General features: G+C 71.5%; 15 protein-coding genes and 2 pseudogenes. 4 read left to right on the top strand and 13 right to left on the bottom strand.

Going from position 1 to position 23,643, the window contains the following annotated elements; genetic code table 11:
• Positions 1-70: 70 nt before the first annotated feature.
• Positions 71-1,303 (bottom strand): acyl-CoA dehydrogenase family protein, encoded by a 1,233-nt coding sequence (locus tag QF032_RS02360; protein ID WP_307054670.1) that lies wholly within the window; start codon positions 1,301-1,303, stop codon positions 71-73.
• A gap of 784 nt (positions 1,304-2,087) precedes the next feature.
• Between QF032_RS02360 and ssuE the strand changes: the two genes are divergently transcribed.
• On the top strand, positions 2,088-2,645 hold the full coding sequence (gene ssuE / locus QF032_RS02355; protein WP_307039543.1) for an NADPH-dependent FMN reductase: 558 nt from the start codon (positions 2,088-2,090) through the stop codon (positions 2,643-2,645).
• Between the two features lie 73 nt (positions 2,646-2,718).
• Here the strand turns inward: ssuE and nadE are convergent, their stop codons facing one another.
• The 3 genes and pseudogenes from nadE to QF032_RS02340 form a co-directional block, all read right to left on the bottom strand.
• Positions 2,719-3,549: an ammonia-dependent NAD(+) synthetase gene (gene nadE / locus QF032_RS02350; RefSeq protein WP_307054668.1), complete on the bottom strand. Its 831-nt coding sequence runs from the start codon at positions 3,547-3,549 to the stop codon at positions 2,719-2,721.
• A 293-nt stretch (positions 3,550-3,842) separates the two neighbouring features.
• Positions 3,843-4,517, bottom strand: a pseudogene (locus QF032_RS02345) (FadR/GntR family transcriptional regulator); the annotation flags it as partial.
• Positions 4,517-4,788: pseudogene (locus QF032_RS02340) on the bottom strand (sugar ABC transporter substrate-binding protein); the annotation flags it as partial. The pseudogenes QF032_RS02345 and QF032_RS02340, both read right to left, overlap by 1 nt.
• Before the next feature lie 462 nt (positions 4,789-5,250).
• On the opposite strand from QF032_RS02340, the gene QF032_RS02335 reads away from it, so the two are divergent.
• Entirely contained in the window at positions 5,251-7,482 is a 2,232-nt protein-coding gene (locus QF032_RS02335; protein WP_307054666.1) for an alpha-L-fucosidase, read from the top strand.
• A 137-nt stretch (positions 7,483-7,619) separates the two neighbouring features.
• On the opposite strand, the gene QF032_RS02330 is transcribed toward QF032_RS02335, so the two are convergent.
• From QF032_RS02330 to QF032_RS02315, 4 genes are all read right to left on the bottom strand, one after another.
• Positions 7,620-9,569, bottom strand: a complete 1,950-nt coding sequence (locus QF032_RS02330; protein ID WP_373430276.1) for a SpoIIE family protein phosphatase — start codon at positions 9,567-9,569, stop codon at positions 7,620-7,622.
• Positions 9,570-9,620: 51 nt separating this feature from the next.
• On the bottom strand, positions 9,621-10,265 hold the full coding sequence (locus tag QF032_RS02325) for a class I SAM-dependent DNA methyltransferase (protein WP_307060132.1): 645 nt from the start codon (positions 10,263-10,265) through the stop codon (positions 9,621-9,623).
• 245 nt (positions 10,266-10,510) lie between these two features.
• Entirely contained in the window at positions 10,511-14,260 is a 3,750-nt protein-coding gene (locus QF032_RS02320; RefSeq protein ID WP_307054664.1) for a family 78 glycoside hydrolase catalytic domain, read from the bottom strand.
• A 192-nt stretch (positions 14,261-14,452) separates the two neighbouring features.
• Positions 14,453-15,412, bottom strand: coding sequence for a helix-turn-helix domain-containing protein (locus QF032_RS02315; RefSeq protein ID WP_307039535.1), 960 nt, complete (start codon positions 15,410-15,412; stop codon positions 14,453-14,455).
• 128 nt (positions 15,413-15,540) lie between these two features.
• On the opposite strand from QF032_RS02315, the gene QF032_RS02310 reads away from it, so the two are divergent.
• Positions 15,541-16,569, top strand: coding sequence for a saccharopine dehydrogenase family protein (locus QF032_RS02310; RefSeq protein ID WP_307054662.1), 1,029 nt, complete (start codon positions 15,541-15,543; stop codon positions 16,567-16,569).
• Positions 16,570-16,816: 247 nt separating this feature from the next.
• Here the strand turns inward: QF032_RS02310 and QF032_RS02305 are convergent, their stop codons facing one another.
• The 5 genes from QF032_RS02305 to QF032_RS02285 form a co-directional block, all read right to left on the bottom strand.
• The gene (locus tag QF032_RS02305) at positions 16,817-18,607 is read right to left on the bottom strand and encodes an RICIN domain-containing protein (RefSeq protein ID WP_307060131.1); all 1,791 of its coding nucleotides are present in this window, start codon (positions 18,605-18,607) and stop codon (positions 16,817-16,819) included.
• Between the two features lie 710 nt (positions 18,608-19,317).
• Positions 19,318-19,812, bottom strand: a complete 495-nt coding sequence (locus tag QF032_RS02300) for a MarR family winged helix-turn-helix transcriptional regulator (RefSeq protein ID WP_307039531.1) — start codon at positions 19,810-19,812, stop codon at positions 19,318-19,320.
• 79 nt (positions 19,813-19,891) lie between these two features.
• The gene (locus QF032_RS02295) at positions 19,892-20,536 is read right to left on the bottom strand and encodes a response regulator transcription factor (RefSeq protein WP_307039529.1); all 645 of its coding nucleotides are present in this window, start codon (positions 20,534-20,536) and stop codon (positions 19,892-19,894) included.
• The gene (locus QF032_RS02290) at positions 20,533-21,789 is read right to left on the bottom strand and encodes a sensor histidine kinase (protein ID WP_307054660.1); all 1,257 of its coding nucleotides are present in this window, start codon (positions 21,787-21,789) and stop codon (positions 20,533-20,535) included. The genes QF032_RS02295 and QF032_RS02290 overlap by 4 nt, the downstream gene beginning before the upstream one ends.
• A gap of 134 nt (positions 21,790-21,923) precedes the next feature.
• Positions 21,924-23,084, bottom strand: a complete 1,161-nt coding sequence (locus QF032_RS02285) for an ABC transporter substrate-binding protein (RefSeq protein WP_307054658.1) — start codon at positions 23,082-23,084, stop codon at positions 21,924-21,926.
• A 250-nt stretch (positions 23,085-23,334) separates the two neighbouring features.
• On the opposite strand from QF032_RS02285, the gene QF032_RS02280 reads away from it, so the two are divergent.
• On the top strand, positions 23,335-23,559 hold the full coding sequence (locus QF032_RS02280) for a hypothetical protein (RefSeq protein WP_306955344.1): 225 nt from the start codon (positions 23,335-23,337) through the stop codon (positions 23,557-23,559).
• Positions 23,560-23,643: the final 84 nt, after the last annotated feature.

The raw sequence follows: 23,643 nt of genomic DNA, 5'->3' as shown, positions 1-23,643 counted from the left end.
TTGGACAGACGTGTCTCGCCCAGCGGGACCGGGTCTCCCGGGCGGGGTTCGGGCGGCCGTGGTCCGCAGGTCAGGCGGGCAGCACGAACGGAGGGTGGGCGCCGTTGAGGAAGTAGTCCCCGACGTCGCGCAGACGGTGGGACACGGGCTCGTGCAGCGTGTGGGCCCGCGCGTTGCGCCAGAAGCGGTCGAAGCCCAGCCGTGCCGACGCGGAGCGGGCGCCGATGACGTCGAGGGCGCGGGTGGTGGACTCCTGTGCGGCCCTGGAGGCGGCGGCCTCGGCCACGGCCACCAGGACGGACGCTTCCGCGCACTCGTCGTAGGAGAGGTCCGCGCCGCGCGCCAGGGCTCCCTCCACCGCCGTGAGCGCCTGTCCGGCGAGCGCGGAGGCGGAGCGTGCGAGGACCGTCAGTTCTCCGTACGCGGTCAGCGTGTGCGGGTCCTGGGAGGAGCCCGCCGGCCAGGCCGGATGCCAGGGCGCGTGGCCCGCCCCCCTGCGGTACTCCCGGGCCTCGGCGAGCACCCCCTCCGTCATGCCGAGCAGGAGCTGGACCGAGAGGAGACGTCCGACCGGCGAGGCCAGCGCGAGCGCGGGCGACAGGACGTCCTCGTCGGCGGACAGGGAGCCGAGCACGTCCTGGGGGGCGAGCGGCACGGAGTCGAACTCCACGGCGCCGCCGGCCGCGAGTCGCTGGCCGAAGGCTCCGGTGTCGCCGTCGGTCCGCACCCGGCGGTCGGCCGGGTCGACGACGACGGCGAGCGGTTCACCGGTGTCCGACCGCACGGCACGCACGGCGATGCGGTCGGCGACCAGCACCCCCGAGGCGTAGCTCTGACAGCCGTCGAGTACGTACCCCTGGGCTGTGCCGGTCAGCGTCAGCGGCGGTTCCCGGCGGGCGAGGCCGCCGCCCCAGCACCAGCCTTCCGCCACGGCCTGCCGCTCGATCAGGGCGGCGCGACCGGGCTCGGTGAGCGACCGGGTGCTCCATCCCAGGAAGTAGTGACACCCGAGGAGTTGGGCGATCGCGCCGTCGGCCGCGGCGATCTCCCGGATCACCGCGTAGGCCGTGCTCCAGTCCGCGCCGCCGCCTCCCTGCCCGGCCGGGACCAGGAGTGCCAGCAGCCCCGCCTCACGCAGCCGGGACACCTCGTCGAACGGGACCTTGCCCGCCTGCTCCCTGGTCACCGCGTCCGTGGCCAGGTCGTCCGCCGTCTCGCGGGCCACGCGCAGCCAGTGCGCACGGCCGGGCGCGGTCCGGTGCTGCGGCGCGGCGGGTGCGGACGGCGCGGTGGCAACGCCCATGACGGCGGTCTCCTCGGGCTCGGGATCGGGTGCGAGATGCGGGTGCGAATACGGGTGTCGGGTGCGGCGGGGTGCGCGCATCGCGTCCGCATGGTGGTGCGGGACTGTCGGGGCATGCGCGGGCAGCGGACGGCACAGGGTGCGCGGCTCACGCCGGGCACGGGTGGCATGTGCATCATCCTGCGCATCCGGCGGGCGGGCCGTCAATGCTTTCCTAGTTATCCGATAGGAAATATAGGGAAGTTGCTCCGGCGGGGACCGGGTCCGGCAGGTCCGGCATCCGGGCAGTGGTTGACGAGATGCCCGATGTCCTGCTCAATTGGCCGCATGAACGCCGAGCAGCGCCTGGTCACCCGCGATCACATCGACTTCGGTCGCGTGTGGTCCGCAGCGTGTTGCGCCTGACGCGGCAGCGGGCCGTCTGACCGACCCTCCCCTCCCTCGGTGACACCGTCGCGAGCCGAGTGCCTTCCCACGTGGACCCGTCGTACGCATCCGCCGGCACAACGCCCCGCATCCGCGCACCGATCGGCCCCCGAGACCTGACACGCGCTGCCGCCGCACCGCCATACCGTCGCACCCGAGGCCCCTGACCGGGTGTCGTCCCCCGCTCACCCTGTTCACCGCCTGCTTCCCTCCGCCTCCCGCAGCGCCGTCGCACGGGGCCGCGCCGAGGGCCGCACCGCCGTGCCCGCGCGCCGTCCGCGGCCCGGCCCCGCGGAACGTACCGGGCTCGCTCCACCGTCACGCTCCACACCCACCTCATGTTCGCGAAGGGTCCGCCATGGCCACCGTCCTGTCCGTCTCCGGAAGTCCGTCCCCCGCCTCCCGCACCGCCCGCCTGCTGCGCCACCTGGACCGGCGGCTCACCGCCCAGGGGCATGACGTGATCCCCCTGGACGTCCGCACCATTCCCGCCGAGGCGCTCCTCGGCGCCGACTTCCGGCATCCGGCGATCGTCGAGGCGGCGGAGCTGTTCGACCGCGCCGACGGCGTCGTGATCGGCACGCCCGTCTACAAGGCCGCGTACTCCGGACTGCTCAAGTCCCTGCTGGACCTGCTCCCGCAGCACGCCCTGGCCGACAAGACCGTCCTGCCCCTGGCGACGGGCGGGAGCACGGCCCACGTCCTGGCGATCGACTACGCCCTGCGCCCGGTGCTCAGCTCCATGGGCGCCGCCCACATCGTCCAGGGCTGGTTCACGCTCGACCAGGAGATCACCGTGGCCGACGACGGGACGCTGACCGTCGCCCCGGGCACGGGCGAGAGCCTGGCCCAGGTCGTCGACCAGTTCTCCCACGCCCTCGGCAGCCGCACCGCCCTCCTGGCGGCCGCCGGATGAGCACCGCGCCACAGGCGCCTGCCCGCCCTGTGCGCCGAGTACCACCGCCCGGTCATCGAGGGCAACTCGCCGGCTACGGGGCGATGGGCAGCCGCCGTTTGTGGTCCGTGAGGTGGTAGCGGTCGACGATGGTCCGGAAGGCGCGTTCCGTGACGGTCCCGCCCTCCAGGAAGTCGTCGATCTCGTCATAGGCGACGCCCAGCGCGTCCTCGTCGGCCTTGCCCGGGTCGAGGGTCTCCAGGTCGGCCGTGGGAACCTTCCGTACCAGTTCGGCGGGCGCTCCCAGCGCGTCCGCCACGGCTCGTACCCGGCGTTTGGTGAGGCCGGACAGCGGGACGAGGTCGGCCGCGCCGTCGCCGAACTTGGTGAAGAAGCCGGAGAGCGCCTCGGCGGCGTGATCGGTGCCGACGACCAGGCCGTGGTGCGCGCCGGCGACCGCGTACTGGGCGATCATGCGCTGGCGCGCCTTGATGTTGCCGAGGACGAAGTCCTCGTGGCCGGCGTCCCGGAAGGTGACGTCGGTGGCGCGCAGGGCATCGAGGGCGGCGTCGCTCGCGGGTTTGACGTCCACCGTCAGCACACGGTCGGGGCGGATGAAGGAGAGGGCGAGCTGGGCGTGGTGCTCGTCGGCCTGGACCCCGTAGGGCAGCCGCATCGCGTAGAACCGTGCGTCGTGCCCGGAGTCCCGGGCCCGCTCGACCGCGAGCTGACACAACCGGCCGGCGGTCGTGGAGTCCACGCCGCCGCTGATGCCGAGCACGAGGGAGGACAGCCCGGTGGAGGTCAGCCGCTCCGCGAGGAAGGCCACCCGGCGCTCGATCTCCGCCTCGGCCTCGAAGCTCTCGGTGACCTGGAGTTCCCTGGCGATCTCCTGCTGCAGGGCGAGGGGCTCGGGATCGTTCACTACTGCTCCTTGCGCTCGTTGTGCTCGTCGTTCTCGTTCCCGCGGTGCCGGGCCCGGCACCGCGGGCGGCGGACACCGTGGTCCCGGAGTCCCCCGGATCACTGTCGGCCATGCGTCCGACGTCGAACGCGAGGCGCTCCGGTCACCGCTCCGGCGACCCGCCCGCGGAAGCCGACCGTTCTCGCACGGGTGCCGGGAGCGGTTTGCCCTACGGGAAGGAGCTCTTCCGCCGGCACTACCTGACGTCACCGCACCACCGGTGACGCGGATGCCGTGACCACCGGCCGGGTCCGTCATCCCGGCCCCGTCCCCCGTGGCCCCGTGCCGCGCGGACCGGGGGCGACGTCGGCCGCGTCGCTGCGGAGGCGCTGCGGAGGCGCCGTCGAGTCGAGCGGCCCGTTGGCGCGCAGGTGCTCATTCAGCCACCGCTCCGTGGTGCTCACATGCAGCAGCGCGGCGGCCTGACTGAGAGTGGCGTCGCGGGTGGACAGCGCCCGCTGGATCGCCTCGTGCTCGGCCAGGGTGCGGCCCGCGGACTGGTCGTCCGCCCGTCCGCGCCAGATGCGGGCACGCAGCGTGCGGCCGGAGACGCTCTCCAGCAGGGTGAGCAGGGTTTCGTTGCCGGTGGCGGCGACGACGGCGCGGTGGAAGGCGGCGTCGTGCGCGTAGAGTCGCTCGACATCGTCGCGGGCCTCCCGCATCGCATCCAAGTGGCCTTTTACCTCCGTCAGTTGGGCATCGGTGATCCGGGTGGCCGCGAGCGCTGTGGCCATGGGCTCGAGGAGCCGCCGCACCTCCATCAGATCCTGCAGGGCAGCCGCGTCCCTCTGCAGGAGTTCCACCGCGCCGCCGAGCCCCTCCAGCATCAGGCTGGGGTGCAGGCTGGTGACGTAGGTGCCGTCGCCCCTGCGGATCTTGAGGGCCCGCGCGACCGACAGTGCCTTGACCGCCTCGCGGGCGAGATTGCGCCCTGGCTGATGAACGTCTGCGCGTTGGCGGTCAGCTTGGCGACGTCGTTCTGCGAGTTGGTGGTCTTGAGTGAGAGGCCGAGCTCCTTGGCGTACTGCGGCGTGTACTTGATGTACGAGTTCCAGAAGTCGGTGTCGGACCGCGGGTAGTCGACGCCGACCAGCGGCTTGCCGTCGGAGCCGGCGCGGTGCCGGATCCGCCACAGGCGCTGAGCAGCGCCATCGCGGAGAGGACGGAGGCAGCGGAACAGAGGGCGGTTCTGAGTCTCATGGGTTCTTCCTCGCGCTGGTCCCGTAGCGGGAGACGTTTGGCATGGGCGACGACCGTGTGACGCGCCGTCCAGGAGAGATGGGATGTTTAAAGGTGGGCAATCGGTGGCGTGTCTAGCCCTTGGGGGCAATGTGCCGCGTAGTTCCCGCTCGCTGAGGAGTCTTACGCCTGGGGATACCTGAATCTGCCGTCGATCCATCCCATCAATCGTGGCCCTCCCTGAGGTGACTCCATCGCGAGATGCCCACCAGACATGCCATGTCTGGTAGGCGGCAAACTGGAGCGAATTAACATCAAGGCGGCAAAATGCCTGCTCAGGAGCTGGGTTTCATCCCTGCGCGCCCGTTGACACGGCAAGGGCGCATGGTCGACCTTCGTGCGTAACGAGCGGCGCCCCGACGGCGGGACCGAGTCGGGCGTCGCGTCCCCTCCTTCCCACCCCTTCCGCACCAGGGATGTGTCATGTCGAGTTCGATCAACAGACGCCGGTTCTTGGCGGGAGCCACCTTCGTGGCCGCGGCGACGTCCGCCGGAGGCGTGTTCGGCGCGGGCGGCGCACAGGCCGCCCCCAGCATGTACACCCCCGACTGGAACTCGGTCGACCAGCACCCGCCGGCCCCGGAGTGGTTCCAGGACGCCAAGTTCGGGATCTACTTCCACTGGGGCGTCTTCAGCGTGCCCGCGTACGAAAGCGAGTGGTACCCGCGCAATATGTACGCGAGCGGCAGCAATGCCAACCAGCACCACATCGCGACCTACGGCAACCCGTCGGCGTGGCCTTACCACAACTTCATCAACGGAGCGCAGGACCTGGCCGGGAACACCGTGAAGTTCGCGCCGAAACTGAAGTCGGCGGGCGGCAGCTTCGACCCCGACGAGTGGGCGCAGCTGTTCGTCGACGCCGGTGCGAAATTCGCCGGACCCGTCGCCGAGCACCACGACGGCTTCTCGATGTGGGACAGCCAGGTCAACGAGTGGAACTCGGTCGACAAGGGCCCACGGCTCGACCTGCTGCAGCTGTTCACCACGGCCATCCGGGCCAAGAACCTCAAGCTGCTGGTGGCCATGCACCACGCGTACCACTACAACGGCTTCTACGAGTACGCGCCCGCGCAGACCGACCCCAGCCTGAAGAAGCTCTACGGGCAGCTGGGCAAGGCGGCGGAGGACCAGCTCTGGTACGACAAGCTCAAGGAGGTCATCGACCGGGCCCGGCCGGACATCCTCTGGCAGGACTTCAAGCTGGACGCCGTCGACGAGACCCAGCGCCTGAACTTCCTGTCCTACTACTACAACCAGGCCGACAGCTGGGGGCGCGAGGTCGTCGCCACGTACAAGGACGGCATGAACGGGAAGGGTGAGATCTTCGACTACGAGCGCGGCGGTCCGGCCGAACTCACCACCCCCTACTGGCTCACCGACGACAGCATCTCCAACAGCAGCTGGTGCTACACCCAGGGCATCGGCTACTACAGCACCCGGCAGATGCTGCACTCCTTCCTCGACCGGGTCAGCAAGAACGGCAACGTGCTGCTCAACATCGCGCCGATGGCCGACGGCACCATCCCCCAGGCCCAGAAGGACATCCTGCTCGGCATCGGTGACCACCTGAAGCGGTTCGGCGAGTCGGTGTACGCCACCCGCGCCTGGACCGCGTACGGCGAGGGTCCGACGAAGATGGGCGGCGGATCCTTCACCAACCCGACCGCCGGCACGGCACAGGACATCCGCTTCACGCGCAACAAGGCGGGCACGGTCCTGTACGCCACCGCCCTCGGCTGGCCCGGCAGCTCCCTGACGATCAAGACGCTCGGCTCGGACCGGATCAACCTGTCCACGCTGACCTCGGTGAAGCTCCTCGACTCCACCGCGGGCTCCTACATCAGCCTGCCCACGCCGACGCAGAGCGCGTCCGGCCTCACAATCACCCTGCCTTCCTCGGTGCCCTACAGCGCGAACGCGTACGTCCTCAAGTTCGCCTTCTCCGGCACGATTCCGGACCTTCGGCCGCAGGCAGGGGTGCTCGCCTTCGCCGACGTCGGCTACTCCGGCGCCGCCGCCGTGCTCACCCTCGGCGACCACACCGCGGCCGACCTGACCGCGTCGGGCCTGGGCCTGCGCACCATCTCCTCCCTCCGGCCCGCCCCGGGCTACCAGGTGACCGGCTACTCCGGCGACAACTTCACCGGCACCTCGTGGACGTTCACCGCCGACAACCCCGACCTGCGCGTCACCGGCAACAACGACCAGATCACCTCGCTGAAGGTCCGGTTCAACCCGGCGACGTACCTCCGGATCACCAACGTCACCGACGGCCTCGCCCTCGACAGCGGAGGCAACGTCGCCTCCGGCTCCAACCTCAAGCAGTGGTCGTGGGACGGCAGCCCCAACCTGCAGTGGCAGGCGGTGGACGTGGGAGGCGGTTTCCACAAGCTGGTCAACCGCACCAACGGGATGGTCGCCGACGGCTGGGGCGCCGCCGCCGACGGCTCGCCGGCCCGACAGGCCGCCTGGAACGGCAGCCCCAACCAGCAGTGGACGATCACCTCGCGCGGCGGAGACCGCTACTCGATCGCCAACCGCGCCACGGGGCTGGTGCTCGACGGCGGCGGCAGCGTCGCCTCGGGGGCCGTCACCAAGCAGTGGACCTACGGCACCAGCACCAACCTGCTGTGGACCTTCACCGCACTCTGACCACCCCGGCCGACCGGCCGGGCGGCTGCGGGGGCGTGCTCCCCCACGTTCCCGCAGCAGCCCCTCCACCGAGGCCGACGGTGACCCGTCCGGTCGGGGCGAGCGCGCCCCGACCGGGCTGCGGCCGGCCCCTTCCGTCAGCCGGGGTCCTGCTCGCCGGACAGTGACTGCTCGAACCAGACGACCTTGCCCACGCTCACCCGCGTCGCCCCCCAGCGCTGCGCCAGCTGATCCACCAGGAAGAGGCCCCGCCCGCCCTCGTCGCTCAGCCGGGCGTGCCGCATCCGGGGGACCAGGGGCGAGTCGTCCCCCACCTCACAGCGCAGTACGTCCGTGCGGAGCAGTCGCAGGGTGATCGGACGGGAGGCGAAACGCACGGCGTTCGCCACCACCTCGCTGACCAGGAGCTCGGTGGACTCCACCAGGGAGTCCAGACCCCAGGCGTGCAGTGTCCGGCGGGTCAGCCGACGGGCCTGTCGCGCGGTCTGCGGACGCGGGGCCATGTACCAGTAGGCGACGGTTTCCGGCGGGATGCCCTCGAAGCGGGCCGCGAGCAGCGCGATGTCGTCGTCCCGGCCTCCCGACCCCAGCGTTCCGAGCGCCAGATCGCACAGTTCCTCCAGTGCCGCGGGCGTGGACCCGGTGCCCGCCGACCGCAGTCGGGCGCGCAGCCGGTCCACCCCGGTCAGCACGTCCGAGTCGCGGGACTCGACCAGACCGTCGGTGTACAGCAGCAGGGTGGCTCCGGCCGGGGCGTGCATCTCGGTGGACTCGAAGCCGCCGGCGCCCACGCCGATCGGGGCGCCGGGCGGAACCGGCAGTATCTCCGTACTGCCGTCGGGGTGGAGGAGAACCGGTGGCAGATGGCCCGCGTTGGACACCAGCAGCCGGTGCAGTACGGGGTCGTACATGGCGTACAGACAGGTCGCCGTGTGCTCGCTGCCCAGGCGCTCCGCCTGTTCGTCGAGGTGGTGCAGGATCTCGTCCGGCGGCAGGTCGAGCCCGGCCAGCGTCTGCACGATGGTGCGCAACTGCCCCATGATCGCGGCCGAGGTCATGGAGTGGCCCATCACGTCGCCGATGACCAGCGCCACTCGGTTTCCGGGCAACGGGATCGCGTCGTACCAGTCGCCGCCGACCTGCGCGGTCCGCGAGGACGGCAGATAGCGGCTGGCCAGCGCGACTCCGGTCGGCTCCGGCAGCGACGGCGGAAGCATCGTGCGCTGGAGCGTGTCCGCGACGGACGCCTCGCGGGCGTAGAGCACCGCCTTGTGGATCCCGAGAGCGGTGTGCGTGGCGAGCTGGGAGGCGACGAGCAGATCGTCGCCGGTGAAGTCCGCCCGGCCGGGTCCGCGGACGAGGACGACGCTGCCCATGGCGTGGCTGCGGCCGTGCAGTGGCGCGAGGATCAGCCGCCGCCCGGGCGGCACCGCGCCGGGAGTGTCCGTCGCCCCCAGCAGCTCGGCGACCACGGAACGAACGCCCGGCAGGTCTCCGAACACCGGCCGCCCGGCCCGCAGCAGCCGGGCGAGCAGACCGTCGGCCGCCGCCCGGACGACCTGCGCGGCCGTGACCTTGCCGGCGGGCCGCGGCGCCGGCCGGGGCCCGTGCGCGGCCGCCCTGACCACCGGTGCGCGGTCCGTGGCGCGCAGCCGCAGGACACCGGGGGAGGCGGTGATCTCGTCACCGACCGGAAGTGGTGCGTACAGGTGGACGAACGCCAGGTCGGCGAAGGCCGGTACGGCCGCCCGGCACAGTTCCCGCAACGTCTCGTCGAGGTTCATGCCGCGGGCGATCTCCCGGGTCGCCGCGTCCAGGTACCGCAACCGGTCGGTCTGCTGCCCGGCGGCGTCGCGCCCTGCGCCCTTCGCCCGTCCGACGGCGGCCTCCGCGCCCGACACGCGCATCGCTCGGCCGCCGCCCCGGTGACAGGGGCCTTCGTCCGGCCGGACGGGCGCTGACTGGACGCGTTCGCCGGACCCCGGTGACGGAGCGGGACGCTCCCGGCCGCGCCTGCGAGCAGCGGGGTCGTGCACGCCGGCCGTCTGGTCGCCGGTGCCTCTTTCGGCTCCGAAGTGGTTCGTCACGCGCGTCCTTCCTGCCGTGCGGGCCCGCCGGGCGAGGGTGGATCAGGGGCGTCAGGCGCGCCGCCCGCACCGCAGGAAGATCTGCACCTCGGGCTGGACGTCCACGGTCGCCGGAGCGTACGTGTACGAGGTCTCCGCGACGATCTCGAAACCGGTCGCCTCGACGACCTCGCGCAGTTCCTCCCGGAGGTAGCCGGACACCCGGATCGTCCGGCCGATGAAGGGGATGGGGAAGTCGTCCACATCGGCCTCGACCATCGACAACGCGAACAGTCCGTGCGGAGACAACAGGTGGTGGACGGTCCGCAGGGCGAGCGGGATCTCCGCGCGCGGCAGCATGAGCAGGGCGAAGAAGGCCGTCACCGCGTCGAAGCGGCCCAGGTCCCGTGGGCCGCCGGGCCGCAGGTCCGCGATGTCGGCCTGGTGGAACACTCCGGTGGGCACGTTCCTGCGGGCGAGCGCGACCATCTTGTCCGACAGGTCGACGCCGACCACCCGCAGCCCCGCCTGAGCCAGCCGGCGGGCGGTCGGGACCCCGGTGCCGCATCCCAGGTCCAGGACACGGGACCCGGTCGGCAGGGAGGCGATGAGCCACTCGGCGGACGCGACCTGGCCTTCCTTGTGGGGGAAGGCCTCGTCGTAGTGGTCGCCGATGGCGTCGAAGGCCTCGGCCTGACCCGCGCGGTCGATCTCCATGCTCCCGTAGCCGAGCTTGTCGGCAGGATCGCTCACGAGGACCCTCCTTCTGCCTCATATGCGATTTTTTCACAGTTACGCACACTTGGGCGTGGTCCGGTCCGGGGTGGTAGGCCGTGGGGGATCCGTCGCCTTGCCGGCACGCTGCGTCATGACGTGCGGGGCGCCGTCGGCTGTCTTCCCGCGGAGCGCACTGAGGCGCCCCGGAAGGTCCGGGGCGCCTCAGTCTCGGGGAGCCGGTGGTCTCAGCAGATGCCGGTCAGCCTGGTGTCGCTGTACGGGGTGCTGTCGGACGCCGTGGTGACGACGTGGCAGCCCGGCTGGACGCCGTCCACGCGCAGGAAGCCGTTGTCGTACGTGGCGGCGACGCTGCTGCCGTCCATGAAGACGCTGGTCGTGCCCGCTGTGCCGCCCGGCAGGTACACCGAGGCGGTCGTGTTGGCCGGCACCTTCACGCCGACGTCGACACGGCCGCCGCCGGTGGTGTCGTATGCGGCCCCGACGGTGCCGTGCGCGGTGGGAACCGTGACGTTCGCCCAGGTGACCGACGTCGGCTGCGGCTTTATCCGGAAGGTCCGGTAGCCCGGGGCGGTGGGCTGGACGCCGAACATGCTGCGGGCGATCGTGAAGGCCGGAGAGGCCGCCCACGGGTGGGAATAGGTGGTGTTGGACTTCAGCGACAGGTCCCAGGCCTCCATGGTGGCCCCCGCCCCGTCGTTGATCATGTTCATCCAGCTGCGGGTCCCGGTCGACGTCAGCAGGGTGTGGGCGAGGTCGGGCCGGTTGCCCTCGTACAGGGCCTGGATGACGAACGGGGCGCAGTACACGCTGCACGCCATGCCGCGGCTGCCCAGGTAGGAGGCGACCTGCGCGGCCTGCGAGGAGTCGGCGAGACCGAAGGCGGTGGCGAAGGCGCTGGCCTGGACGGCGTAGTGGTTGATCACCGTGCCGTCGTTGTTCAGGCCGTCGCGGTAGGCGCCCTTGGCGGAGTCCCACATCCGCGCGTTGACCGCGTCCTTGATGGCGTCGGCCTTCGCCCTGTAGGCGGTGGCGTCCGCGCTCTTGCCCAGTGCGGTGGCGATGTCGGCCATGTTCTCGTAGGCGCGGTGGGCGAGCGCGTTGACGACGGTGTTGTAGGAGGTGAAGACGTAGCCGTCGCGCTCGGAGGTGGGCCAGTCGACGATGTCGCAGTCGGTGCAGCTGCTGGCGCCCGTGCTGCCGGTGGTCTTGTGGATCAGACCGGTCGCGGACTCGTACCACTTGTCCGGCAGCTTGCCCTGCAGGGCGGTGTACGCGGCGGACAGCGGCGCGGTGTTGCCGGTCGTCTCGTAACTGTCGTGCATGGCCAGGATCACGTACATGGGCCATTCGGTGGGCCAGGTGCGGTTGGACCTGAGGAAGTTCAGGGAGTAGTCGCCCAGTGCCGTGTCACCGCCCGTGTAGAGGTTGCCCATGAGCTGCAGATAGGTGTCGGCTTCGTAGATGTCGCGTTCGCGCTCCCACGAGTCGACGTACAGGTTGAGGTTGGTCGCCTCGACGGTGTTGCGGGACAGCGCCCAGACCGCGTTGAGCGAGGTGTCGGAGGAGGCGAAGGCGCCCGCCGACCCGTCGAACGGGTAGAGGTACGCCTCGGCCTTGAAGTCGGACCCGGTCAGCCCTGTCGGGGCGCCGATCACCTGGACGTACCGGAAGACCCGCAGGCCCCAGGTCTCCAGTTGCTGACTGCCGGACTTCAGGACCCACTTGTCCTGGTAGGTGTTGCCGGCCGAGGTCTGGTACTTGACCGTGTTCGTGCCGGAGGTGACCTCGCCGTAGCGGATGTCGACCACCTGCCCGGTGGTGCCCGTCAAGCTCAGGGACAGACCGCCGATCCAGGTGCGGCCGTAGTCGAGGAAGTAGTTGCCGGAGGAGTACTCGGTGATGGAAACAGGAGCCTTGAAGGCCTGCCGCACCTTCGCGGTGGGCGCAGGCTGGAGGTTGGTGAAGGCGCTCTTGGTGACGGCCGCGGGCCACGCGGAGGCGTCGAAGGCGGACGTGGCGAAGCCGAAGGGGTAGCGGCGGGCGTCGATGTTCTCCTTGGGGGCGGTGTAGTAACTGGTGCCGATGGAACCGGCGTTGGGCAGGATGTGGGTGCCGTCCAGGGACTTCCAGCCGGCGCCGGTGCTCAGGGTCTTGGTGGTGCCGTCGCTGTAGCGGACCACCAGTTGGGCGAGGAAGCGCTGATCGCTGGTGGTGTAGGCGAGGGCGCCGACGGTGTTGACGGTGCCGGCGGTCAGCAGCGAGGTGACGTCGTATCCGTCGTAGCGGGCTTCTGAGCCGACCGGGCGGGTCGGGCCCACGCCGACGAAACTGCCGTTGACCCACAGCTTGTAGACGAACTGGCGTGCCGGAGTGGTCGACGCGCCGGTGGCGTACAGGTGGGCCCAGGCGATGCTCTTGCCGGCGGCGAGCCTGGTGCTGCCGCGCAGGAAGGACCAGCTGGGAACCGTCAGCAGCCCGGTGCCGCAGTTCTTGCCCGTACCGAGGGACAGGGCGCCCCCCGTGACGGTGCCGCAGGTGAAGTCGGCGTTGGCGGCGTCGCTGAAGTCGTTGCCGTACAGCGACCGGTTGTTGTCTCCGGTGACGGTGAGGTCGTCGAACGTGGCCTGCTCCGTGCTGCCGGTGCGGAAGCCGATGCCGCCGGCGCTGAAGGTGGTGTCGGTGGTGGTGTCGACCTGGGTCCAGGTGGTGTCGGCGTGGGCCTTGAGGGAGGTGGTGAAGGTGGAGCCGGAGGCGACGATGCGGAAGTCGTAGGTGGAGCCGGTGGTGAGGGCGAAGGGGAGGGCCGCGGCGGTCTTGAGTGCGGTGAAGGCGCCGTTCTTCTGGATCTGGGGGGCGATGGTGTTCTCGCCGTTGCCCTTGAACTGCCACAGGTAGTAGTTGCTGGTGTCCTGGGCGCGGAAGGTGACACCGGCGTACTTGGCGTTGATGACGAAGCTGCCCTGGAACGTGTAGTCCGTCCACGCGGTCGGGAAGCCGGTGCCGCAGTTCTTCGCCTTGTCGACGAACAGGGCGCCGCCCGTGACGGTGCCGCAGGTGAAGTCGGCGTTGTCGGTGTCGCCGAAGTCGTTGCTGTAGAGCGACTGGCCGCCGCTGCCGGTGACGGTGAGGTCGTCGAACGTGGCCTGTTCGGTCAGACCGGTGCGGAAGCCGATGCCGCCGGCGCTGAAGGTGGTGTCGGTGGTGGTGTCGACCTGGGTCCAGGTGGTGTCGGCGTGGGCCTTGAGGGAGGTGGTGAAGGTGGAGCCGGAGGCGACGATGCGGAAGTCGTAGGTGGAGCCGGTGGTGAGGGCGAAGGGGAGGGCCGCGGCGGTCTTGAGTGCGGTGAAGGCGCCGTTCTTCTGGATCTGGGGGGCGATGGTGTTCTCGCCGTTGCCCTTGAACTGCCACAGGTAGTAGTTGCTGGCGTCCTGGGCGCGGAAGGTGACACCGGCGTACTTGGCGTTGATGACGAAGCTGCCCTGGAACGTGTAGTCCGTCCACGCCGTGGGGGCGCCGCTCCAGATCGGGGTGGCGCCCGGCCAGGTGCTGTCCGGCCCGGTGCCGAAGGTCGCCGCCGCGGACCACGGGGACGCCGCGCCCGAGGAGTCCCAGGTGCGGACCCGCCAGTAGTAGCCGGAGGAGGCCGTCAGGGCCGGGCCGCCGTAGGAGACGTTGCTGTCGGCCGTGGAGGTGACCTGTCTCGAGTCCCACACGTCGGGGCTGCCGGTCAGGGCGGAGGAGGTCGTGGCGACCTGGATCTCGTAGGCGGTCTGCCGATCGCCGCCGACCTGCCAGCCGAGCAGCGGGGTGGAGTCGGGGGCCACGTCGACGGGCGTGGTCAGGCTGTTCACCGTCAGCGCCGCGGGGGCGCCCTGGGCGGCGCTCGCCAGGGGCAACTGTCCGGTCACGCCGCCGAAGACGGCGAAGCAGACGACCAGCAGGACCGTCAGAAGAGAACGCGGGGTTCCGGCCATGCGGGATCCACGGTGTCTTCGGGCGGCGCGGGAGGGTGGGGCGACAGGCGGCACGGTGGTTCCTTAAAACGTTTCAATCGGCGGGGAAGCGTCTTCCTGACCAGCGGCGGAGTGAGTGGCTGACATCCTGAGGCGCATATGCGGCGCTGTCAACGCCCTGTTTCATCCGGTCCCGCTCGTGTGTCACCTGTGTCACCTGTGCGCCGGGGGAAGACCGCGGGAGCGGAAGGTGCGGCGGTAGGCGTCCGGCGGCACCCCGACCGTCCGGTTGAAGTGCCGCCGCAGTGTCGTGGCGGTGCCCATGCCGGTGGCCGTCGCGATGGTGTCGACGGTGTCGTCGGTGGTCTCCAGCAACTCCTGCGCACGGCGGATCCGCTGGGTGAGCAGCCACTGCAGCGGAGTGGTGCCGGTGACCGACCTGAAGTGGCGGCCGAGATGGCGCGAACTCATCCGCGCCCGGCGGGCCAGGTCCTCCACGGTGAGCGGACGGTCCAGCCGACGCAGCGCCCAGGGGAACAGCTCGGCGAGCGGGTGGTTGCCCGGGGCGGGAATCGGCGTTCTGACGAACTGGGCCTGGCCGCCGTCCCGGTGCGGCGGCACGACCAGGCGGCGGGCGAGCGTGTTGGCGACCGACGAGCCGTGGTCGAGGCGTACGAGATGCAGGCACAGATCCATGGCGGCGGCCTTGCCGGCGGAGGTGAGCACGCTGCCGTCGTCCACGTAGAGAACGTCCGGGTCGACCGTCACCCGCGGGTGACGCGCAGCCAGCTCCTCGGCGTGCGCCCAGTGCGTGGTCGCCCGCCGGCCGTCCAGCAGACCGGCGGCGGCCAGCACGAAGGCGCCCGTGCAGAGCGAGGCCACGCGGGCGCCCGCCTCGTGGGCCGCGCGCACCGCCTCGACCAGCTCGGCCGGCGGATCGCGGTCGATGTCGGCCCAGCCCGGCACGATCACGGTGTCGGCGTGCTCGAGCCGGTCGAGTCCGTGATCGGGCTCCAGCCGGAAGTGGCCCACCCGCACCGCGGCCGGCCCGCAGAGCGAGAAGTGGTACCAGGGGTCCGCCACGCCGGTCAGGTCGGAGCCGAACACCTCGCACGCCAGGGCCAGTTCGAAGTGCAGCATGCCGTCGGTGACGGCCAGCGCGACGGTGGTCATGTCCGGAAGTGTACGAGGAATGGCGTTCCGGACGGTCGCGGCCGGGAGCGGATCTTCGCCAGGATGTCCATGACGGAGCGCGGCGGACGAAGAGCGCGCAGTAAAACGATCGAGTCGCAGGAGAGAACATGGGAACGGGACAGCGTGTGGCGGTCTTCGGCGCTTACGGGCACACCGGGCGGTTCGTGGTGACGGAGCTCGGCGAGCGCGGGTTCCTCCCGGTCCTCTCCGGCCGCGACGCCGATCAGCTGAAGGCGCTGGAGCACGAGACGGGCTGGGAGGCCCGTCCGGCGTCCGTCGACGACCCGGCCTCCCTCGACCGGGCACTGGCCGGCGCCGCGGCAGTGATCAACTGCGCCGGGCCCTTCGCCACGACGGCCGCCCCCGTGATCGAGGCGGCGCTGCGGGCCCGTATCCCGTACCTCGACGTGGCGGCCGAGATCGAGGCCAACGCCGACACCTTCGCGCGCTTCGCCGACCGGGCACGGGAGGCGGGTGTGCTGGTCGTGCCGGCGATGGCGTTCTTCGGCGGCCTCGGCGACCTGCTGGTCACCGCGGCCGCGCAGGACTGGGCGACCGCTGACGAGGTGCACATCGCGTACGGGCTGAGCAGCTGGCATCCCACCGCCGGAACGCGCACGGCGGGCGCGGTCTCCCGCCGGCGGCGCGACGGCCGACGCGTCCGCTACGCCGGCGGACAGCTGGAATACCGCGACGACGCCTCGCCGATCCTGGAATGGCCCTTCCCCGAGCCGCTGGGGCTGCGGTCCGTCGTCGGGGAGTTCACGATGGCCGACGTCGTGACCGTGCCGAGCCACCTGTCCGTCCCCGACGTGCGGACCTACATGACGGTCGAGGCGGCCCGGGACATCGCGGCACCGGAGACCCCGGTGCCGGCCGCGGCCGACGAGCGCGGGCGCTCCGACCAGACTTTTGTCGTCGACGTCGTGGTGCGCTCCGGCGACGCCGAACGGCGGGCCGTGGCCCGCGGCCGGGACATCTACGCCGTCACCGCGCCCCTGGTGGTCGAGGCGGTCGGCCGCGTTCTCACGGGGCGCATCGAGGCGGTCGGCGTCGCCTCCGCGGGTAAGGTCTTCGACGCGCCGGACTTCCTCCGCGCGCTGTCGCCGCACATCACGGTGGACCCGCGTCCGTGACGGCGGGCCGCCCGGTCGTCCGGCCCCGTTCGTCGTGGTCCGTACGACCGGACGCGGTCTCGCTCCCGCCGTCGGTGAGCGTCCGCGCGGGGCTCAGAAGGTGAGCAGCACCTTGGGTGGCGCGCCGCTCGTCCATGCCCCCCCCCGCGACGGCGGTGTTGACGTCGGCGGCCTGCGGCTTCGAGGAGGCGGTGGACCTGCTGCCGGAGGCGTTGACGGCCCGCGGTCAGCGGGTTGAGGCGGGGGCCTACTGGACGAGCTCCCAGTCCTGCGAGCCGTCGGTGGCCGAGTTCTGCAGGGTCAGTTGCCCCCCGGCGGCCGCACCGGTCAGGTACAGGCTCGGGTTCTTGACCGACTGCAGCCGGTAGAAGCCGTCGCTGGTCCTGACCAGGTTCCAGGTGCCGGTACCGCTGTTGTCGACCCACTGGCCGATCTTCTGGCCGACCGTCGCGTTGCCCGTCCAGATGGCCGCGGCCCGCCCGCCCGCCTTGTTCAGCAGGGTCACGCCGCCGCCGGGCTCGGTCGTCAGGTGCCAGAACTGGGTGTCCGCGTTCGCCGCGGAACCGGGGGACTCCAGACGGACGTCGGGAACGTCTCCGTTGCCGAGGTTGGCGTCGTTGGTCTTGTTGCCGGTCCCGATGACCTGGTCGGTCTTGCGGTTCACCAACTGGTAGTAGGCGCCGTCGGTGTGGCCGAGGTCGACTTCGGCGAACTTGAGCGTCGAGGTGCCCTGGTTGTTGAGGATCACCACGCGCCCGGTGCCGTCGACGTACTGCAGGTCGCGGCTGTAGGCGCCCGGCGAGGTCGTCTGGTACTCCTTCCACGTGCCGTCGCTGCGTCCGCTCTCGTTGACCCAGACGTTGCCGCTGCCGGCGGCGTTGTAGACCAGGCGGCCGCCGGGGAGCCTGATGAGGACCGGACTGCCGCCCATCGCGAGGGGATGGGAGCCGGCGTCGACCGGCAGTGAGTCGACCCCCGTGCCGGCGGCCGATCCGGTGGAGAACTTCAGCGGGTCGCCTGCGATCTGGTAGCGGGTGTTGGCTCCGCCGCCCCAGTACTCGTAGGTGATCATCCACTTGCCGTCCGTGGTGCGGACGAGGTTCGTCATGCCCGGCCGGCCGCCCCCGATCTCCGACTTGCCGCCGCCCATGTCCCGGGTCAGCCCGGCGATGTCGACGACGGGAGAGCTCCAGTTGGCGCTGCGGCCGTCCCAGGTCCTGTGCACGAGGATCTGGCCGAGGGAATCCGTGGCGGTGCCGTTGGCGGGGTCGAGGGTCGGGACGCCGGTGGTCGCGTTGAAGCCGGTGTAGTCGTTCTCGTCGGAGTAGTAGCAGACGAGTTGGCCCTTGTAGACCATCAGGTACGGCTCCCAGAGGGGATCCACCTGCCTGTTCGTGTTGGCGTTCGCGATGTTCTGGCCGACCGCGCCGGCGCTGCCGCCCTGCCAGCCGCCCGTCGCGACGACGTTGAGGATCTTCCACGTCGCACCCTCGTCGCTGCTGGAGTACAGGGCGATCGCCAGGTCCTTGCGGTCCCCGTCGTTGGACGGGATCCAGTTGGGGTCGGCGGCCTTGTGCTCCTTGTAGTAGTAGTCGTCGCCCGACACCACCGTCGCGAGGAGCAGCGTGCCCTGCTTCAGGTCTCCGACGTCCTGGGGGAGGACGTAGAGGTAGGGGTTGGTCCAGTTGCTCGTGTACTTCGCGTACTGCGGGTCGGAGGAGATGTACGCGGGCGCCTTGACCTCGGACAGCGGCTGCCAGGACGTGCCCTTGTCGTCGCTCCTGTAGACGGGGAGGGTCTGTCCGTCGGCGCTGCCCGACGCCGTCACGACCGTGGACTTCTCGAACGCGGCCACCAGCCGTCCGCTCGGCAGCTGCGCCGACTTGGGGTAGACCGCGCAGTTGCCGCGTCCCTTCAGACACGGCTCGCTGCCGAGCTGATACAGGGTTCCGCCCGTCGGGTTGTACGCCTGCGCTCCGGCCGGTACAGCCAGCAACGCCGAGGCCGCGGCGAACGTTGCGAGCGCTCTGCCCAGCATTCTTCTCTGCACGGTTCCTCCTTGGGGACGGCCGGGGGGACGGCCGGATTCCCTGATGCGGGTGGGGAGTCGAGGGGCCGTTCGGCGACGGAGGCGCGGACGGCCCGGTGCCCGGGTTCGGGTTCGGAATCCCCGGTGGTGCGGGCAGGGTGTGCCCGGCCGGGGAGGAACGAGGGGTCGAGCAGCCGGTACGGCGGCTCGCCCGGGGTGACGGGATCGGTGGGAAGCGGGCTGTGGTCTGGGGGAAAACGGACTGTGCTCGGGGTTTGTGCGCCCCGGGTCAGCCGTGTGTCGGGCTACCGCATAACCGCCGCCGGGGACGTCGCCGGAAGGGGACGAGGGCTCGCCGGGGCGGTGCCGTCACCGCACGGTGTGCCGTGGCGCGTGTCCCTGCCTGCCGCTCGCGTCATGAAGTCTCCAGGCGATCGCCGTCCGAACCCGGTGCAGCCGGTGTCGTCGATGATGACGCTCCGTATGACTGCGCAGCCATGTCAGCGCAGTCATACCGGTGACGTCAAGCCTCTGGACCGGATTCGTCGGTACGGACGGCACGCCGGGAAAGGCGGTCGACGCCCCTCGGACAGGAGCCGGCCGGTCGCGGGACCCCGGCGACCGGCCCGGCGGAGCATCCCTCGTCGGGTGCCGAGGAGGTCGGGCGGGCACCCGGCACGGTGCCTGCCGGGACTGTCGGGCGGTTCGCCCGGCCCAGGTCAGGGCAGCCGGGGCAGCGTGTCCCGAGCCGCATGGCTGAGGATGCGCAGGTCCTCCGCGAACTGCGCGCGGTGGTCCGCGGGAAGCGGCTCCACGAAGTGGCGCCGGATGTTCTCGGCGTGCACCCGGGCGGCCCGGACGGCCGTCTCCTCGCCCAGTGCGGTGAGGCTGACGAGCTTTCCCCGACGGTCCGCGGGGGATTCCACCCGCGCTACCAGACCCGCCGCCTCCATGCGGTCCACCAGCCGGGTGGCGCCCCCCGTGGTCAGCACCTGTTCCTGGGCGACGGCCCTCATCGACAGACCCGGGGTGCCCGCCCGCCCCAGGATGAGCAGCACCTCGAACATCAGGTGGCTGATCCCGCACTCCACCTCGAGGGCCCGTCCGAGGATGTACTCGAGCCGGTTGGCCGCGCCCTGCAAGCGCCCGAACGCCAGGATCAACTCGTGGTCGGCGGCTTCCTTCGCCGTCGTGATCGCCTGATGCTCGCTCACGGTCCCGCAGCCCCTCTCGTCGCCCTGCTCCACCGTACCGATCATGTCGCGATCCGGGAGCCGCCCGTCGGCAGGGGGCTCAGGGCGAGAGGTCGATAAGGCCCCTGCGAGCCGCTTCCGAGACGGCGGCCGCCCGGTTGTCGACCCCGAGTTTGCGGTAGGCGCGCACCAGATGCGTCTTGATCGTCGCTTCGCTCAGGAAGAGGGTCTTGGCGATGGAACGGTTGCCGTGCCCCTCGGCCATCAGCCGGACGACGTCCAGCTCACGTTGCGTCAATTCCGTCCGGACGCCGATCACCTGGCCGACGAGACCCTCGACGATCTCCGGCGTCAGACCCATGCCGCCGGCGGCCACGCCACGCACGGCACGGAACAGCTCCTCGGGCGGGCCGGCCTTCAGCACGTACCCGCGCGCGCCGGCCTCCAGCGCGCGCACGACGTCCGCCCGCCCCGCGTAACTGGTCAGCATGACCACCGGCAGCTCCGGCGCCTCGGCTGTCAACCGCCGGACCGCCTCGACGCCGTCCATGCCCCCGCCGGCGAACCGCAGATCCATCAGGACGACGTCGGGCGCGAGCTCCCGGGCCAGACGCACGGCCTCCTCGCCGCTGCCGGCCTCCCCGGCCACCTCGATGCCGGGCTCGCCCTCCAGCAGCGCCCGCAGGCCCGCGCGAACCACCACATGGTCGTCGGCGATCAGCAGCCGCACCCCGCCCGCCGTCACCGGTTCACGGCCGTTGCCGCGGGCAGCGCACGGCCCGAGGCGCGGCGGGCCGCGACCACGGCCCGTATCCGCGTGCCCCGGCCGGGCTCGCTGTCGACGTGCAGGTCACCGTCCAGCTCACGCAGCCGTGCCCGTGCCGCCGGCAGCCCGAGACCGCGGCCCCGCGCAGTGGCCGCGCCGGCGGCGTCGGGGACGAAACCGATGCCGTCGTCCAGCAGCTCCAGCTCGAGCGCGCCCTGCCGCTGACGAAGCGTCACCAGCACGTTCCCGGCGCGCGCGTGCTCCCTGACGTTGGCCAGCGAGCTCTGCGCGACCCGGAACAGCGTGGCCGCGGCTTCCACGCTCACCTCCGCCGGGTGGGCTCCCACCGAACGGAACGTCACGCACCCGGCCGCCCCCTCCCGCTGCGCGCGGCCGCACAGCAGCCTCAGGGAGTCCTCGAGGCCGGACTCGACCACGGCGGACGGGGTGAGGTCGTGAATGATGCGCCGGGTCTCCGCGAGGCCCGCGTCCAGCCCGTCGACGGCCGCGCGGACCCGGTCGCGCGCGGCGTCCGGCCGCTCCACCAGATCCCGTTCCGCGGCGTGCAGCAGCATCAGATGGCCGGCGAGCTCCTGCGCGAGGGTGTCGTGCAGATCCCTGGCGATCCGCTCCCGCTCCGCGAGTGCCCCCGCCCTGCGCTGTTCGTCCGCCAGCACGCGCCGCGTCCCGCGCAGCTCCGCCAGCAGCCGCTGACGTTCCGTCGCGTCCCGCTGCAGCGTGCGGTACAACGTCACGGTGCCCCAGACGGCCGCCACGGGGATCAGGACCTTCTCGGCGTCGAATCCCCCCGCCTGGTGGGTCAGCCCGCCGAGCAGCACCGCGGTGATGCCGGCCAGCGCGATCGTCGCGCCGTGTCGGCCGAGGGCGCGCAGGACCAGACAGGCCAGCGGCACACCGCACCAGGCGTAGGCGGCGGCCAGGGGCGGCGGGTTGAGGACCATGAGCGTGGTCCAGAGCAGCAGCAGGGCGGTCACCCACAGACTGCGGGTGAGTCCGTCGAATCTGCTCCACAGCCATAAGCCCGCCGCGTAGCCCACGGCGAGCAGTCCGCTGACGGCCACGATCTCCGTGCACAGCGGGTTCGGTTCACGGACGAGCCGGACCGACGCGGCGCCGACGACGCAGAAGAAGACGAGATGCGGGACGCGGTCGAGCGTCGGCAGGGCGCGGCGGGCCGACGACGGGGTGCGGACGGAGGCGTGGTCGGTCACGGCGAACTCCCCTGGACGGATGATCCACTCGGACAGGCCGCCCGAGTCTATCCACCGCCTGCACCGCCCGCGTGCCGCCAGGACCGCCGGCCGCCGGTCGTCTCTCCGGCGCACCGGCGGCCCCCGCCGCGTGGCTATGCCCCCGGGTGCAGCCCCAGCCGGCCGGGCGTCGGCTCGCCCTGGACCTCGCCGAAGTACAGGGCGAAGGTCTGCTTCCAGCGCTCGACCTGGGCCCGGTCCGCCATGAAGCGGGGGAAGCCGTCCAGGTTGCCGTTCGGGTACTCCCAGATCGGCTTGAGGCCGCCGGGCGGGGTGACGTCGGTGCGCACGGACCAGCCGTTGGAGGAACCGTTCTGCCTCTCCGGCGACAGCTGCCAGTTGAGGAAGAGTTTGGCGGCCGTGGGGTGGGCGGCCTGCTTGAGGATCGCCGCGCGCTGCCCCCAGGCCATGAACGGGTGGCCGTCGGCGGCGACGAAGCGGACCGGCGAGGACGGCGGAGCGGTCAGCGATCCACCGCCGCCGATGCCGATCGCCTTCTCGCCGGCGGTTACGGCCTGCCTGGGCGTGTGGCTGCCCCGGGCGAAGCGCACGTCCTGGGCGGCCAGCTTCGCCGCCCACTGCCAGCCGTACTTCCGCACGTACAGGGAGTACAGGTACAGCACCGCGTCGTCGTCGTGCGGGTACGAGGAGGCGATCTGCCCCTTCCACCGGGGGTCGACGAGGTCGAGCGGGGTGAGGGGCGGTCGGGAGCCGACGGCCGCCGGGGCGTACATGAAGCTGAAGGCGAGCGCGCCGACGGCCACCCACGCGCCCTCGGGGTCCTTGAAGGCGTCGTACAACCGGGAGAACCCGGCGGGCCGGTAGTGCAGCAGACGGCCCTGGTCCTTCCAGCGTGTGAAGTCCTGGAGGGTCTGGAGCTGCATGACGTCCGGCACGACGCTGCCGGTCGCGAACTGGTTGTCGAGGCGGACGTCGTGGTACTTGCTGTAGTCGACGACGAGCGTCAGGTCGATGTCCGGGAAGCGGTTGCGGAAAGCGGCCTTCGTCAAGTCCTGCTGGGTGGGGGTGTCGCCGCCGGCGTAGACCACGAGCCTGCCGCCTTCCGCGACGGCGTCCCGGTAGAGCTCGTCCAGCGTCCTTCTCTCCTCGGCCCCGGCGCCGGCCGGGTGTCGGGAGGCGGTGGGGGCGGCGGCCGCCGGGGCCGCGTTCGCACCGGTCGCACCGGTCGCGCCGAGACCGAGAGCGGCGCCGGCGCCGGTGGCGAGGACATGTCGTCTGCTGAGAAAACTGGGCACGCTGCACGGACCTCTCTGAGGGGGGTGGCGTAGGGGGCCCGGCGCCTGGGCCCTGCCAGTGTGGGCGGGCCCGGTGCCGCCTCGCGTCCTCCGTCCGCATCGACCGGGGCGGCGAAAGGCGGAACCCGATGTCAACCGAACGGTTGAACGGACCGCCCGCGGGGTGTCCGGCCGCCCTCGTCACACCGTCGCGTCGGACTCGGGCCGCCGCGGACTGGCTCCGGCGCCGGCCGGGAGGCACGCTGGAGGTATGGCCGGTGCTCCGATCGTCGTCCACCGACCGTCCCCGTCGGGCGGCCGGCGGGTGACCGTGCACACCGGCGGGCGGGACGAGATTCTCGGCACTGCCTACTCCGACCACGATTTGACGGTGTTCCTCGAAGCGGCCGGCGTCGCCGACCCGGACGGCGTGCTCGACGACGCGCGCTGGGTCGAGTGGCGGGGAGGCAGCCCGCATCAGTGGTCGGCCGCATGACGGCGGGCGTGCGGACGGCCGCGCCCGCGGACATCCGGCCGCGGCGGACGGAGCACGCCGAGGCGGTGAAGTCGTGAGGAAGCC

Origin of the sequence: Streptomyces achromogenes, from assembly GCF_030816715.1 — a bacterium.
Lineage (GTDB): Bacteria > Actinomycetota > Actinomycetes > Streptomycetales > Streptomycetaceae > Streptomyces > Streptomyces achromogenes_A.
Note: the sequence above shows the minus strand (reverse complement) of the source record. Positions and strands in the feature narration are given on the sequence as shown.